Source organism: Bifidobacterium sp. ESL0690, assembly GCF_029392315.1.
In the GTDB taxonomy this organism is placed as follows: Bacteria; Actinomycetota; Actinomycetes; order Actinomycetales; family Bifidobacteriaceae; genus Bifidobacterium.
Map to the genome: position 1 here is coordinate 1,082,361 of NZ_CP113939.1, position 14,650 is coordinate 1,097,010.

The 14,650-nt window shown below is 57.4% G+C and carries 12 protein-coding genes; 10 read left to right on the plus strand and 2 right to left on the minus strand.

Translation table 11 applies throughout. The features are described 5' to 3' along the window. Positions 1-60 precede the first annotated feature (60 nt). From aroC to OZX62_RS04365, 10 genes are all read left to right on the plus strand, one after another. Positions 61-1,245, plus strand: coding sequence for a chorismate synthase (gene aroC / locus OZX62_RS04320; RefSeq protein WP_277176795.1), 1,185 nt, complete (start codon positions 61-63; stop codon positions 1,243-1,245). A 104-nt stretch (positions 1,246-1,349) separates the two neighbouring features. Beyond that, complete coding sequence (locus tag OZX62_RS04325; protein ID WP_277176796.1) at positions 1,350-2,975, plus strand: bifunctional shikimate kinase/3-dehydroquinate synthase; 1,626 nt, start codon at positions 1,350-1,352, stop codon at positions 2,973-2,975. 114 nt (positions 2,976-3,089) lie between these two features. Next, positions 3,090-3,536: a type II 3-dehydroquinate dehydratase gene (locus OZX62_RS04330; RefSeq protein WP_277176797.1), complete on the plus strand. Its 447-nt coding sequence runs from the start codon at positions 3,090-3,092 to the stop codon at positions 3,534-3,536. Between the two features lie 108 nt (positions 3,537-3,644). Continuing rightward, complete coding sequence (locus OZX62_RS04335; protein WP_277176798.1) at positions 3,645-5,324, plus strand: CTP synthase; 1,680 nt, start codon at positions 3,645-3,647, stop codon at positions 5,322-5,324. Positions 5,325-5,676: 352 nt separating this feature from the next. Further along, on the plus strand, positions 5,677-7,131 hold the full coding sequence (gene sufB / locus OZX62_RS04340) for a Fe-S cluster assembly protein SufB (protein ID WP_277177028.1): 1,455 nt from the start codon (positions 5,677-5,679) through the stop codon (positions 7,129-7,131). 3 nt (positions 7,132-7,134) lie between these two features. Then, positions 7,135-8,358, plus strand: coding sequence for a Fe-S cluster assembly protein SufD (sufD, locus tag OZX62_RS04345; protein ID WP_277176799.1), 1,224 nt, complete (start codon positions 7,135-7,137; stop codon positions 8,356-8,358). Next, complete coding sequence (gene sufC / locus OZX62_RS04350) at positions 8,359-9,135, plus strand: Fe-S cluster assembly ATPase SufC (protein WP_277176800.1); 777 nt, start codon at positions 8,359-8,361, stop codon at positions 9,133-9,135. A gap of 281 nt (positions 9,136-9,416) precedes the next feature. Then, positions 9,417-10,688: a SufS family cysteine desulfurase gene (locus tag OZX62_RS04355; RefSeq protein WP_277177029.1), complete on the plus strand. Its 1,272-nt coding sequence runs from the start codon at positions 9,417-9,419 to the stop codon at positions 10,686-10,688. Positions 10,689-10,690: 2 nt separating this feature from the next. Next, positions 10,691-11,248 carry a Fe-S cluster assembly sulfur transfer protein SufU gene (gene sufU / locus OZX62_RS04360; protein ID WP_277176801.1) on the plus strand — a complete coding sequence of 186 codons (558 nt, stop codon included), beginning with the start codon at positions 10,691-10,693 and terminating at the stop codon, positions 11,246-11,248. Between the two features lie 194 nt (positions 11,249-11,442). Then, positions 11,443-12,027: a metal-sulfur cluster assembly factor gene (locus OZX62_RS04365; RefSeq protein WP_277176802.1), complete on the plus strand. Its 585-nt coding sequence runs from the start codon at positions 11,443-11,445 to the stop codon at positions 12,025-12,027. A 97-nt stretch (positions 12,028-12,124) separates the two neighbouring features. Here OZX62_RS04365 and glgC read toward each other — a convergent pair whose 3' ends face one another. Next, complete coding sequence (gene glgC, locus OZX62_RS04370; protein ID WP_277176803.1) at positions 12,125-13,366, minus strand: glucose-1-phosphate adenylyltransferase; 1,242 nt, start codon at positions 13,364-13,366, stop codon at positions 12,125-12,127. A 183-nt stretch (positions 13,367-13,549) separates the two neighbouring features. After that, complete coding sequence (locus OZX62_RS04375) at positions 13,550-14,530, minus strand: RNA methyltransferase (RefSeq protein ID WP_277176804.1); 981 nt, start codon at positions 14,528-14,530, stop codon at positions 13,550-13,552. Positions 14,531-14,650: the final 120 nt, after the last annotated feature.

Genomic DNA, 14,650 nt, shown 5'->3' on the forward strand with positions numbered 1-14,650 from the left:
GGAAAATTCAAGATTTATTTTTCTAAATCTTGATTCGTCAAGGTTCGGCAAGGAGTGAATATGTTGCGTTGGCAGACGGCAGGGGAGTCGCACGGTGAGGCGTTGGTCGCGATGATTGAGGGCCTTCCGGCCGGCGTTGAGTTGCGCTCACAGGACGTCGTGGATGCGCTGGCGCGCAGGCGTCTGGGCTACGGCCGCGGGGCGCGCATGAAGTTCGAGCAGGACAAGGTGCGCGTTTTGACCGGCGTACGTCACGGTAAGACGTTGGGGTCGCCGGTGACCATCGAAATCGCCAATACCGAATGGCCCAAGTGGACCGAGGTGATGAGCGCCGATCCGCTCGACCACGAGCTGCCGCCGACCGGTCGCAACGAGCCGCTGACCCGTCCACGCCCTGGCCATGCCGACCTGACCGGCATGCGCAAGTACGGTTTCGACGACGCCCGCAACGCGCTTGAACGTTCCAGCGCTCGCGAGACCGCTTCGCGTGTGGCTTTGGGTGAAGTGGCGGCGAAATTCCTTGAGCAGACCGTTGGCATTCGCACGGTTGCTCACGTTGTCTCATTGGGCGGTGAAAAAGCCGATACCAGCACATTGCCGACGCCGGCCGATGTCGAGGCGCTTGACGCTTCGCCGGTGCGCACGCTTGATAAAGACGCTGAGAAGCGCATGATGGCCAAGGTCGACGAGGCCAAATCCCGTGCCGATACGCTCGGCGGCGTGGTGGAAGTCATTGCCTATGGTGTGCCCGCAGGATTGGGCACGTATGTGGAAAGCGACCGCAGGCTTGACGCGGCGCTGGCCGGTGCGCTGATGGGTATCCAGGCCATCAAGGGCGTCGAGGTCGGCGACGGGTTCCTTGAGGCCGACCGGTTTGGTTCCGAGGCCCACGATGAGATGTTTACAGATGACAACGGCCATATCGAGCGCTATTCCAACCGTTCCGGCGGTACGGAAGGCGGGATGTCCGACGGACAGCCGATTCGCGTGCGTGCTGCGATGAAGCCGATTCCCTCCATTCCGCGTGCCTTGCGCACGGTCGATGTCGCCACCGGTGAGGAGGCCAAGGCCATCAACCAGCGTTCCGACACCACTGCGGTTCCGGCTGCTTCCGTGGTCGCCGAAGCCATGGTGAGACTAACGTTGGCCAAGTTCGTGCTGGAGAAATTCGGCGGTGACAGCGTCGAGGAGACTCGCCGCAACGCCCAGAGCTATCTTGATTCCTGGCCGGAGCACATGCGCTGATCGGCGTCATTTCGCAATGTTACTTGTGTAATTATCGAAGATAGAAACTATCGAATTAAAATAAACCTGAATGTAAAGATAGAGAGAGATAGGGTGCAGCAATCATGAGTGGTCATCGTCCGTTTGCCGTGGTCATCGGTATGCCCGGTGCAGGCAAGACGCGTGTGGGGCGCGAGGCGGCGCAGATGCTCGATGTCGATTTCGCTGACGCGGATATCGAGATCGAGCAGGAAGCGGGCATGAAGATTCCCCGATATTTCGAAAAATACGGGGAACCCGCGTTCCGCAAGCTGGAAGCGGAAGTCATCGCCGACCTGCTCGTTTCGTTCGACGGTCTGCTCGCCCTCGGTGGTGGAGCGCCGATGACGGAATCGACGCGCGAGGCGCTGGCCGATTACATTACCGACGGCGGCAAGCTGGTCTATCTGGAAGCCGACAAACACGAGGCCATGGAGCGCGCCGCACGAGGCGGCAACCGGCCGATGCTCAATGGCGACGCCAACAAACGCTGGCTGAAACTCTATAAGGAACGCGACCCCGTTTTCCGCGAAATCTCCAATCTGCATGTGCACACCCATGGTTCGACGCCGCGTGTGGCGGCAAGGAAGCTGAGCAATATGATTCAGGAACGCATCGTTCATGTCACCGGTTCGGGCATCGAGCCCTATGACGTTTGCATCGGCGAAGGCACGTTGAACCGTCTGCCGGAAATGCTCGGCCCGGACGTGCTGCGCGTCGCGCTGATTCACACCCAACCGGTGCAGCGTCACTCCGATCAGGCCCGAGCGTTGCTGCGTCAGGCCGGTTATGAGGTCTATGACATGGTCATTCCCGATGCCGAAAAGGGCAAGACCGTCGACGTGGCCAAAACCATCTGGAAGCGGCTGGGAGAGATTGGTTTCACTCGTTCCGATGCCATCGTCGGTCTTGGTGGGGGAGCCGCGACCGATCTGGCCGGCTTCATCGCGGCCACTTGGATGCGTGGCATCCGTTACGTCAATTGCCCGACCTCGCTGCTGGCGATGGTCGACGCTTCGACCGGCGGCAAAACCGGCATCAACACCGACGAAGGCAAGAACCTGGTCGGCTCGTTCTACACCCCGGCTGGCGTGCTCGCCGATTTGCGCACGTTGAAGACGTTACCGCAGGATATTTTCACCGAAGGACTCGGGGAAGTCACCAAGTCCGGGTTTATCCGCGACACCAAGATTCTCGACATTCTGCAGGAACATGCCGATGAACTGAGAAACTTCAATGGTGACGATTTCCTCGGTTCACCACTTGAGGACGTGGTTGCGGAACTCATCGAGCGCACGGTTCGTGTCAAGGCCTATCACGTCTCCAACGACCTCAAGGAAGCTGGCCTGCGCGAATTCCTCAACTACGGACACACATTGGCTCACGCCATCGAAAAGCTCGAGAACTTCCGTTGGCGTCACGGCAATGCGGTGGCTGTCGGTTGCGTCTATGCGGCTGAACTTTCGCATATTCTCGGCCATCTCGATCAGGAATCCGTCGATCTGCACCGTTCGATTCTTTCCTCGCTCGGCCTGCCGATTTCCTGGGACGGCGGCGATTGGGATTCCGTGCTGGCGTTGATGCACAAGGACAAGAAGGCTCGCGGCAACACGCTGCGTTTCGTCATTCTCGACAGCGTCGGTCATCCAATGCACCTCGAAGACCCGCCTATGGATGCCTTGGTGGAGGCGTTCCAAAGGATTCGCAGCTAAGCGGTTGCACAAGTCGATAGATAGTTTTGAACATTGGCAGGAAACCAAGTTTTTGAAAATATCTGACGACTTGTATCGTAAAATTTACTTCATAAAACGAAAAGGACAAAACTAATGACCAAGGTAATCGTCGTCAACGGGCCGAATCTCGGGCGTCTGGGAGTGCGCGAGCCCGACATATACGGCCGTCAGGACCTCAAAACCCTACGCAAGGACTGCGCCGAATGGGGCAAAGCCCTCGGCCTCGAGGTTGAGGTCCGCCAGTCTGACGATGAGGCCGAGGTCATCGGATGGATGCACCAGGCCGTCGACGAGCAGACTCCGGTGGTGATGAACCCGGCCGCGTTCACCCATTACAGCTACGGGCTTTCCGATGCCGCCAAAATGGTGACGGACGCCGGCCTGCCGCTGATGGAAGTGCATATCTCCAACCCGTCGGCCCGCGATTCCTTCCGCAAATACAGCGTCATCAGCCCCGTCGCCACCGGCACCATCACCGGCATGGGCTTCTACGGCTACAAGCTTGCCCTCGACGCCGTGGCCCATTTGCTGGTGAAATAATTCACAATATATTACAAAAGGTAATGCAGTGAACAGGGAAGTATATGCCAATTTTCACTCCCGCCTACGAACACGCCGAGTCAATAGAGGCTGATAGACTGAAGTTCCATGGCAAGAGAAAATAATGATAATTCCCATGGACATGTCACCAAGCATATTTTCGTCACCGGTGGCGTTGTTTCTTCCCTTGGTAAGGGCCTGACAGCATCTTCTCTCGGTCGTCTTCTTCGCAGCCGTGGTCTCCGCGTATTGCAGCAGAAACTCGATCCTTATATCAATGTCGACCCGGGCACCATGAACCCGTTCCAGCACGGTGAGGTCTACGTCACCGAAGACGGAGCCGAAACCGATCTGGACATCGGCCACTACGAGCGCTTCCTCGACGTCTTCCTCTCCCAGAAAGCGAACGTCACCACCGGTCAGATCTACCAGTCCGTGCTTGAGAAGGAGCGCGCCGGCAAGTATCTCGGCCAGTGCGTCCAGGTCATTCCGCACATCACCAACGAAATCAAGAGCCGTATGCGCGCCCAGGCCGCGGACGACGTCGATGTGATCATCACCGAAATCGGCGGCACCGTCGGCGACATCGAATCCCAGCCGTTCCTCGAGGCCGCACGTGAGGTCAAGCGCGAACTCGGCCCGCACAACTGCATGTTCGTTCACGTTTCGCTCGTGCCGTACCTGCCGGCCGCACACGAGCTGAAGACCAAGCCGACCCAGCACTCCGTGATGACCCTGCGTCAGCTCGGCATCACCCCCGACGCTCTGGTGCTGCGCAGTGACCGTCCGTTGAACCAAGGCATCAAGGACAAGATCTCCCTGATGTGCGACGTCGACGAAGAAGGCGTGGTCAACTGCGTGGATGCCCCGAGCATCTATGATGTGCCGAAGATTCTGCACAACGAGGGCCTTGACTCCTACGTGGTCCATTACCTTGAGCTGTCCGCCCACGACGTCGATTGGGCCGAATGGGACGAGTTGCTCGAGCGCGTGCACCATCCGAAGGAAGAGGTCAACATCGCCATCGTCGGCAAGTACATCGACCTTCCCGACGCCTACCTTTCCGTTATCGAGGCCGTCAAGGCCGGCGGTTTCGGCAACTATGCCAAGGCGAACGTCAAGCTCGTCGCTGCCGATCTTTGCGAAAGCGAAGCCGGTGCCGATGCCGAGCTGCGTGACATGGACGGCATCATCGTGCCCGGCGGCTTCGGCATCCGCGGCATCGAAGGCAAGATCGGCGCGCTGCGTTACGCTCGCGAGCACAAGCTGCCTGCGCTCGGCCTGTGCCTTGGTCTGCAGTGCATGGTCATCGAGTATGCGCGCGATGTGCTGGAGCTCGAGGACGCGGATTCCTCCGAGTTCGAGCCCGGCTGCAAGAACCCGGTCATCGCCACGATGGAGGAGCAGAAGGACATCCTCGCCAATTCCGACATGGGTCACACCATGCGCCTTGGCTCCTATCCGGCTGTGCTCAAGGAGGGTTCGCTGGTCGAAAAGCTCTATGGCACCACCAACGTCACCGAGCGCCATCGTCATCGTTATGAGGTCAACGTCGCCTACAAGGATCGCCTGCGCGAAGGCGGCCTCGATATTTCCGGCGAAAGCCCCGACGGCGAGCTCACCGAATTCGTAGAACTGCCGCAGGACGTGCACCCGTTCTACATCGGCACGCAGGCCCACCCCGAGTTCAAGTCCCGCCCGACCAAGCCGCACCCGCTGTTCCAAGGTCTGGTGAAGGCCGCGCTCGACCATCAGGAAGCCCGCAAGAGCCAGCCTGAAGAGGACTGAGCCTTAGGAAATTACTGGTAGCGTGATCGATTTCGTTTCTTCGTAAAGCCGTTGAAACCGGTTAGTGACGTTGCCGATAATCGAACGTAACAAGACCCCGCTTCGGTGGGGTCTTCTGCTATATCTGGAAGGGTAAAACCTAGGAAAACACGGACAAAAGCGGGTAATTATACAAAGCGACATGATATGGACAAACCTGTGAATTTAATCACTTTCATTGTCAGCGTTGTTTTTAATGCAACCCTAGTAATAAAAGTCCAATTCTGTTAGGTTTATATTGAGTGTAGTCAATGATGGGAGGCAGCGTACGGTGGCAGAAAAGCAAACACCAAACGCCGCGTCTGATACGGAGATGAGCCAGTATGTGGCTGATCGCGAACGTGTCAACGAGGATAAGATCAAACAGGATGACGAGATCATCCAGGAATTCGGCGAGTACAACTACGGCTGGCACGATTCCGATGCGGCTGGCGAGGCCGCGAAGAAGGGCATCGACGAGAACGTCGTCCGCGCCATTTCCGCCGACAAGGGCGAACCGCAGTGGATGCTCGACATGAGGTTGAAGGGTTATCGTGCCTTCATCGAAAAGCCCATGCCCAAGTGGGGTGTGGATCTTTCCGATTTCGATGCCGATGATTTCAAGTACTACGTAAAACCAATCGACAAGCCGGCCAAGAGCTGGGAAGACCTGCCTACGGATATCCGCACCACCTACGACAAGCTGGGCATTCCCGACGCCGAGAAGAAGCGTCTGGTCTCCGGCGTTGCGGCTCAGTACGAGTCCGAGGTTATCTATAACTCCATTCAGGAGGACCTCAAAAAGGAAGGCGTGATCTTCACCGATACGGACACCGCGTTGCGCGAGTACCCGGATCTGGTCAAGAAGTATTTCGCGACCGTCATTCCTTACGATGACAACAAATTCGCGGCGCTCAACACGGCGGCATGGTCGGGCGGGTCGTTTGTCTACGTTCCTAAAGGCGTCCACGTCGACATCCCGCTGCAGGCCTACTTCCGCATCAACACACCGAACATGGGCCAATTCGAGCGTACGCTGATTATCGCCGAGGAAGGCTCTTACGTCCATTATGTCGAGGGCTGCACGGCCCCGATCTACGCGACGGACTCGCTGCACGCGGCCAACGTCGAGATCATCGTCGGCAAGAACGCACGCGTGCGCTATACGACGGTGCAGAACTGGTCGAACAACGTCTACAACCTTGTCACCCAGCGCGCCTACGTCAAAGAGGGCGGCACCATGGAATGGGTCGACGGCAACATCGGCTCCAAGGCGAGCATGAAATACCCGTCGTGCATCCTGGCCGAGCCGTACGCCAAGGCCTCCACCATGTCGCTGAGCTTCGCCGGCAAGGGACAGTATCAGGATACGGGCGCCAAGATGATCCATCTGGCACCGCACACCAGCTCCACCATCGTCGCCAAGTCGATTTCGCGTGGCGGGGGACGTTGCGCCTACCGCGGCCTGGTCAAAGTGATTGATGGGGCCAAGGGCTCGAGCTCATCGGTGGTCTGCGACACACTGCTGGTCGACGATTATTCGCGTTCAGACACGTATCCGCACGTCGACATCCGCGAGGACGACGTGACGATGGCGCACGAGGCGACCGTTTCCAAGGTCTCCGAGGATCAGCTCTTCTACCTGATGAGCCGCGGACTGGAGGAGAAGGAAGCCATGGGCATGATCGTGCGAGGCTTCGTCGAGCCGATCAGCCGCGAGCTTCCGATGGAATATGCGTTGGAACTCAACAGGCTGGTCGAGTTGCAAATGGAAGGATCGGTGGGCTGATCGATGGCCGAACAAGAAGTGAATATCCCAGTGGCGGATCCCAATGATCCCTATGCGGTACCGGCGGCCATGCCGTCCAGCGCCGACAACGAGCCTCGCTCGTTTGAGGTGGACGATTTCAAGATGCCGACGCGTAAGCAGGAGGACTGGCGCTATACGCCGCTTGAGCGTATCGAGGAGTTCTTCAACGTCTTCACCCCAAGCGGTGAGACCAAGGTGACTGTCAGTAACATTGATGGAACCCAGGTTGACGGCATCAAAGTGACTAAGTCGGTTATTGACCGTGGCGAAGCGCCTTCCGGAACCGTGATGAAGCCGAACGACCGCGTTTCGGCTGTCGAGTGGAACAGCGGCAGCAAGACCGTCGTCGTTTCCATTTCCGGCGAACTTGATCAGCCCGTACTGGTTGACGTCGAAGGTCACGGAACCGATCTTGATTCATTACATTTGGTGCTTCAGGTCGCTGACCGTACGCATGGCGATATCGTTGTACGTCATCAAGGCTTGGCACGTCTCGCCGAAGGTGTCGAAATTATCACCGGCAAGGATTCCCACGTTTCCATGACTTTTGTGCAGGAATGGGACAAAGGTTCCAAGCATGTAGGCAACCAGCGCATCCACGTCGGCGACAACGCCTCGCTGCGCCACGCCGTGGTCACCCTCGGCGGTGACGTTGTGCGTCTGCGCATGGATCAGGAGTTCGGCGGTTCGCAGGGCGACCTCAACATGCTCGGCATCTACTTCGCCGAGGCAGGCCAGCACTTGGAGCACCGCACGATGGTGGTCCACAACTATCCGGAGTGCAAGTCCCGTGTGGTCTACAAGGGCGCTTTGGACGGCAAGGACGCGCATTCGACTTGGGTGGGCAACGCCCTGATCAAACCGCAGGCGCCGAACACCGACTCCTACGAGCTCAACCGCAACCTTGTACTGACGCCCGGTCCCGTGGCCGATTCCGAGCCGAACCTCGAAATCGAAAACGGCAACATCATCGGTGCCGGTCACGCCAGCTCCGTCGGCCATTTCGACGACGAGGAGCTCTTCTACCTGCAGTCGCGCGGCATCACGGAATCCGAGGCCCGTAAGCTCGTGGTCCGTGGTTTCTTCGCCGACCTCATCGAACAAATCGGTGTGCCCAGCATCGCCGAACACCTTATGAATGTCATTGACCGCAGGCTCGCGCGCGGCGAAAGCGCCGACATGCAAGCGGTATTGGAGGATAAGTAAATGTCTACATTGGAAATCAAGGATCTCTACGCATCGGTGGAGACCAAAGAAGGCCGCAAGCAGATCTTGAAGGGTGTGACCCTGACCGTCAACTCCGGCGAAACTCACGCCATCATGGGCCCCAACGGCTCCGGCAAGTCCACGCTGGCCTACACGCTGGCCGGACACCCGAAGTACTTCGTCGACTCCGGCGAGGCTCTGCTCGACGGCAAGGACCTGCTCAAGATGACTGCGGACGAGCGTGCGAAGGCCGGTCTGTTCCTGGCCATGCAGTACCCGGTCGAGGTGCCGGGCGTCTCGATGACCAACTTCCTGCGCACCGCCAAGACCGAGGTCGACGGCAAGGCTCCGGCCATCCGCACTTGGACCAAGGAACTGCAGGACGCGATGAAGAACCTTCGCATGGATAAGAAGTTCGCTTCCCGTTCCGTCAACGAAGGCTTCTCCGGCGGTGAGAAGAAGCGTGCCGAAGTGCTGCAACTTGAGCTGCTGAAGCCCAGGTTCGCCATCATGGACGAGACCGATTCCGGGCTCGACGTTGATGCGCTGCGCATCGTCTCCGAAGGTGTGAACCGTGCCAAGGAGAACACTGGGCTCGGGATTATGCTCATTACGCATTACACGCGCATTCTTAAGTATATTAAGCCGGATATTGTGCATGTGTTTGCAGGCGGGCGGTTTGTCAAGACTGGCGGGCCGGAGCTGGCTGATGAACTGGAAGAGACTGGGTATGATCAGTATCTGCCTGAGGGATCTACGGAATCGGCGCTTGCCTGATTAGTTAGTTTTGCGATTAACTTGCGGTTCGTGGTTGGTCGCGGATTGGGAAAGAATATCTTGTTTCGGAACCCTCAAGGCCGGTAGGCCAAGCTTTACTCCTCAACAAGATATTCTTTCCCAATCCGCTTATGTAACGTTAAATAGTTAAGGTACTTTTTTAAGGGCTTAGGAAGATTTCGATACATCGAGTATCGAAATCTGCAAGCTGCGCTTGGAAATAACATTAAAATTGAATAAAAGCCATTAAGAACTGTGGCTTATAAAGATTGAAGGCAATGATGGTGGATTTTTTGGGGATTAGGGAACAGTTTCCTATTTTGGGGCAGGAGATCCATGGGCATCCACTCGTGTATTTTGACTCTGCTGCGACCGCGCAGAAGCCGCAGTGCGTGATTGATGTCGAGAGTAAGTTCTATGAGACCATCAATGCTGGGGTGCACCGCGGGGCGCATGAGCTCGCTGCGCGTAGCACGGTGGCCTTCGAAGAGGCGCGTGCCAAGGTCGCGAAACTAGTTGGTGCCAATTCTGAAGAGGGAAATGAAGAGATCGTCGTTACCGCTGGGGCCACAGCTGGGCTGAATCTTTTGGCAACCGCTTTCGGCAATGCCTCGCTGGGGCGCGGCGGGGAAGCGGCCAAACGGTTTGCGCTAAAGCCGGGGGACGAGATTGTCGTTTCCAAGGCCGAGCATCATTCGGTGTTGCTGCCGTTCCAGGAACTGGCTTATCGTACTGGTGCCACGTTGAAGTGGTTCGATTTGACTGATGACGGGCGTATCCGTTCCGATACCGCCGATGAAGTCATTACCGATCGCACCAAGATTGTTGCCATCACGCATATCAGCAACGTCACTGGGGCCATTACCGATATCGAGCCTATTGTCAAGCGGGCGCACGAAGTCGGGGCCATCTTTATTCTTGATGCCTGCCAATCAGTGCCGCATCTCAAGATTGACTTCCATAAGATGGATGTCGATTTCGCCGCATGGAGCGCCCACAAGATGTACGGACCCACCGGCGTAGGATTCCTGTACGGCAAGCGCGAGCTGCTGGAAGCGTTGCCGCCGGCCAGTTTCGGCGGATCGATGGTTGAGCTGGCGTGGATGGACAAGCCTGCACAGTATATGGAGCCGCCGGAGCGCTTCGAGGCCGGAACCCAACCGGTCGCACAGGTTGTGGCTGCTGGTGTGGCCGCCGACTGGATGCGCGCAATCGGTATGGAAAACGTCGAAGCCCACGAAAAGGCGATTACCGACGAACTCCTGAAGCTGAACGATGTCCCTGGTTTCCGTGTGCTTGGCCCGGTGGAGAACAAGGATCGCATCGGCACGGTGTCGTTCCACGTCGAAGGCGTGCATCCGCATGATGTCGGCCAGTTCTTCGACGCCCAGGGCATCGCCGTGCGTGTCGGCCACCATTGCGCACAGCCGGTTCATCGTCATTTCGGTCTGTTTGCCTCGTCTCGTGCTTCGACCGGCGTGTACAATACCGTCGAGGAAGCCAAACAGGTAGTCGAAACGGCCGGCAAGGTGCGTTCGTTCTTTGAGGTGTAGCAATGAGTGATTTTGGTATGAGCGGTGACGATCTCGAGCAGATGTATCAGGAGGTCATTCTTGACGCATCAAAGCATCCGCACGGCAAGGAGCATTTCGCTGCGGACGTGACGAAGGAACCGAACGAGGGCAGCGATACCGGCGAAACGACGGTGCGTGCCAGCCACGAATACTGCACGCCGGGGGAGTCGCATCAGTTCAACCCGACTTGCGGCGATCAGGTCACTGTCCATGTCGAGGTTTCCGAATCCGAGCCGCACAAAATCGAACGCCTGGTATGGGACGGCAGCGGCTGCTCCATCTCCACGGCGAGCCTGTCAATGATGGTCGACTTGGTCGACGGCAAGACCGTCGACGAGGCCATGCAGCTTGAAGGCGTCTTCCAGAAGCTCATGAAGTCGCGCGGAGCCGGTCTCGATAGCGATGCCGACGAAGAGGCGTTGGGCGATGCCGTCGTGTTCCAAGGCGTTTCGAAATACCCGATGCGTATCAAATGCGCCTTGTTGGGCTGGGCGGGTCTCAAGGATTCGCTGGCCAAAGCGCTGGCGGCGGATAAGTAAAACAGCTGAGTGATACTAGTGATACTTTGAAAGACTCAGCAATAATCGATAGATGCCTAATGAATAAACGACGTATGACTGGCATAACGTTGCGTTATTCATTCGGCAGGTAACTTGATTATGCTGTCCGCTTGTATCAATCGCTTTTAAGACATGGCATAATAATTGGTGGATTCACCACAGCAGGAGGCAATATGGAAAGCCAAGACAATCTCGTCCCGACGCCGCAATCTTCGATTCTTGATTCGGCTGCCAAGGCGCTTGGCAGCGAGGAGAAGGCAGAAGCCGCCGTCGCCAACCCGCATGCAGTGGGTTCGCTCGATACGATCGATCAGCAGGATGAGCAGAATTCCGTGAACGCTGATACAGGCGCTGCTGCTTCCGAAACCGCTGGCAACACCGTCAAGGACGAAGAGACCGGGATTCCGCTGACCTCCTTCAACGACATCGGCAGGGCCACGGCCGCAGACGTGCGCGAGGCGCTGCACCAGGTCATCGACCCCGAGCTTGGCATCGATGTCATCGACCTTGGCTTGGTCTACGGCATCGAAATCGATGAAAAAGGCCGTGCCATCATCACCATGACGTTGACCACGCCGGCCTGCCCGTTGACCGATCTGCTTGAAGACGAGTGCGCTTCGACCTTGGCCGGCTTGGTCGAGGAATTCCGCATCGACTGGACCTGGCAGCCGCGCTGGACGCTCGACATGATCCGCCCGGAAGGCCGCGAACAGCTGGAGGCCATCGGCTTCAACTTCGACAACATGCCGAAATACTGAAACGTACAATTACAAATTACAACATAAAGAAACGCTGTATCGGAATCTTTCCGGTGCAGCGTTTCATTTTATCTGAAAGTCATTATTAGGTTTTCTATCAGTCTCTGATAACCGTGCGTTTGGGCACGATGGTGATGCCGTCTTTGACGGTGAACCCGCGGGCACGGTCGTGCTCATGGTCGATGCCCACGGTTGCGTTCTCTTCCAAAATCACGTTCTTGTCGATGATGGCCTTGCAGACGCGTGCACGACGCCCGACGATGACCCCGTCGAAGAGAATGGAATCGACCACCTGCGACCACGAATTGATACGCACGTTGGGCGACAGCACCGAATGCTGTACGTCGCCGCCCGAAACGATGACGCCGGGAGCGATGATGGATTCGGTGGCCCGACCGATGCGGTTGGTCTCGGAACGCACGAACTTCGCCGGCGGTAGGTTGCCGGAAAGCGTGTAAATCGGCCAATCCTGGTTGTAGAGGTTGAATGGGGGATTGTACTCGATCAGGTCCATATGAGCTTCGTAGAACTGCTTGATGGTGCCCACGTCACGCCAATAGGCGCGGTCGTAGTCGGTGGCCCCCGGAATCTCGTTCTCGCTGAAATCATAGACGCCGGCTTCGTGGCGCTGCGAGAAGAAGGGCGCAATGTCACCGCCCATGTCGTGCTTGGTGTCCTCGGCCTTCTCGTCGCGTGCCAGCGCGTCGAAAAGCGCGTCGGTGGTGGCGATATAATTGCCCATCGAAGCCAGAATCTGGTCGGGATGGCCGGGCATGCCCTCGGTGGTCTCGGGCTTCTCCTTGAATCCGCGGATCATGTGTGGATGGTTAGGGTCGACGTCGATGACGCCGAACTGGTTTGATGCTTCGATCGGCTGCCTGATGCCGGCCACGGTGAAAGCCGCACCGGATTCGATATGTTGTTTGAGCATCTGCCCGAAGTCCATGCGATAGACGTGGTCGGCACCGACGATGACCACGTAATCAGGCTGCTCGTCTTCGATGATATTAATCGTTTGGTAGACCGCGTCCGCAGAACCCAAATACCAATGCTTGCCGAGACGTTGCTGGGCCGGAACCGGGGAAACGTAGGCATCAAGCAGTGGGGAGAAACGCCAGACCTTCGAGATATGGCGATCCAGCGAATGGGATTTGTATTGCGTAAGTACGACGATTTGCGAATAACCGGAATTGACCAGATTACTCAACGGGAAATCAATCAAGCGGTAAACGCCGCCGAACGGCACTGCGGGCTTGGCACGGTCGCGAGTCAACGGCATTAGGCGTGTGCCTTCGCCGCCGGCCAATACGATAGCCAGTACTTTAGGACTCATTGCCATTCCTTACCTCCTGATTATCGCGTCCTGACGCTTTCCCAGTTTCCAGCCCCAGTATAAATGCAATGTGAATCGTTCTCGCGCTATGTTCAAAGCCACGAGGCGTTCATCTTTGCACACGACCTTTTCTGTTCAATACTGTATCGGATTGAGCCGACGCGAAACGCCCGGGAGGTCGCCGAACGTCTAATTTCGCTTCGGGCTGGTCGCGTAGAAGGCCACGGCGCTGGAGGCGGCCACATTGAGACTGTCAACGCCGTTACTCATCGGGATTTTGACGGTGAGGTTGGTGTTGGCGATGGTGCGGTGCGAAAGTCCGTCACCTTCCGTGCCGAAAACGAGGGCGAGCTTGTCGATATGGTCGGTCTCAGTCTCGCCGTTGTTGAGACGCCGGGTCAGTTCGTCGAGACTGATGGAATCATCGGTCAGCGCCATCGCGACGGTGGTGAAGCCGAGATCGTTCAGCTCTTTGAGTCCGCGGATCGGCCAGTATTTCCGGTCTTCCTCTTTGGTGTGACGGTTGCGGAGGTCAGGATTGGTCGTTTCGGCTGGGTCCTGTGTTGTTTCGCTATTGTGCCCAGCGTTATTTTCGGTATTGCTGTCGAGTGTTTCCGCATCGATGCGAGTCCATGGAACTTGGAAAACGGTGCCCATCGAAACGCGGGCCGCCCGACGATAGAGCGGGTCGCCGCAGGAGGGCGTGACCAGCACGGCATCCACGTCGAGCGCGGCAGCCGAACGCATGAGCGCTCCGACATTGGTGTGGTCGACGATATTTTCCATGACGGCAATCCGCCGGGCATCCTTGCAAAGGTCTCTTACGGTCGGCAGTTTCCAGCGACGCATGGCGGCCAGAGCCCCGCGATGAAGCCGATAGCCGGTCAGCTTTTTGAGCTGTTCCGGTGAGGCGACGTAAACCGGAATGTCATCGCCCCAGCGTTTGTCGATACGCTCGAACATATCCGCCATACCTGTAAGCCAAGGTTCCTCGACGAGCAACGAAACCGGCTCGCGCCCCGCTGCCAGCGCCCGGTCGATGACTTTCGGCGATTCAGCGATGAAAATGCCCTTTTCGGGCTCAAGTCGGTTGCGCAATTGAGCCTCGGTAAGGTTGGTATATGCGGCCACGCGCTCGTCGTCCACGGAATCAATGGTGATAATTCGCATCTGAAGTTTCCTTACTCTCTACCGCAACGGACGGCGCGCACTGGATGATATCGACAAAACCAGTATCGTTGGGCAAGTTGACAAGAATAGGTTGGAACGGCAAATTCTGTATTGTCGCTG

Bases quoted from the DNA above. Each gene is read 5' to 3' on its own strand.
- aroC (WP_277176795.1), top strand. From the start codon at position 61: ATGTTGCGTTGGCAGACGGCAGGGGAGTCGCACGGTGAGGCGTTGGTC.
- OZX62_RS04325 (WP_277176796.1), top strand. From the start codon at position 1,350: ATGAGTGGTCATCGTCCGTTTGCCGTGGTCATCGGTATGCCCGGTGCA.
- OZX62_RS04330 (WP_277176797.1), top strand. From the start codon at position 3,090: ATGACCAAGGTAATCGTCGTCAACGGGCCGAATCTCGGGCGTCTGGGA.
- OZX62_RS04335 (WP_277176798.1), top strand. From the start codon at position 3,645: ATGGCAAGAGAAAATAATGATAATTCCCATGGACATGTCACCAAGCAT.
- sufB (WP_277177028.1), top strand. From the start codon at position 5,677: ATGAGCCAGTATGTGGCTGATCGCGAACGTGTCAACGAGGATAAGATC.
- sufD (WP_277176799.1), top strand. From the start codon at position 7,135: ATGGCCGAACAAGAAGTGAATATCCCAGTGGCGGATCCCAATGATCCC.
- sufC (WP_277176800.1), top strand. From the start codon at position 8,359: ATGTCTACATTGGAAATCAAGGATCTCTACGCATCGGTGGAGACCAAA.
- OZX62_RS04355 (WP_277177029.1), top strand. From the start codon at position 9,417: ATGGTGGATTTTTTGGGGATTAGGGAACAGTTTCCTATTTTGGGGCAG.
- sufU (WP_277176801.1), top strand. From the start codon at position 10,691: ATGAGTGATTTTGGTATGAGCGGTGACGATCTCGAGCAGATGTATCAG.
- OZX62_RS04365 (WP_277176802.1), top strand. From the start codon at position 11,443: ATGGAAAGCCAAGACAATCTCGTCCCGACGCCGCAATCTTCGATTCTT.
- glgC (WP_277176803.1), bottom strand. From the start codon at position 13,366: ATGGCAATGAGTCCTAAAGTACTGGCTATCGTATTGGCCGGCGGCGAA.
- OZX62_RS04375 (WP_277176804.1), bottom strand. From the start codon at position 14,530: ATGCGAATTATCACCATTGATTCCGTGGACGACGAGCGCGTGGCCGCA.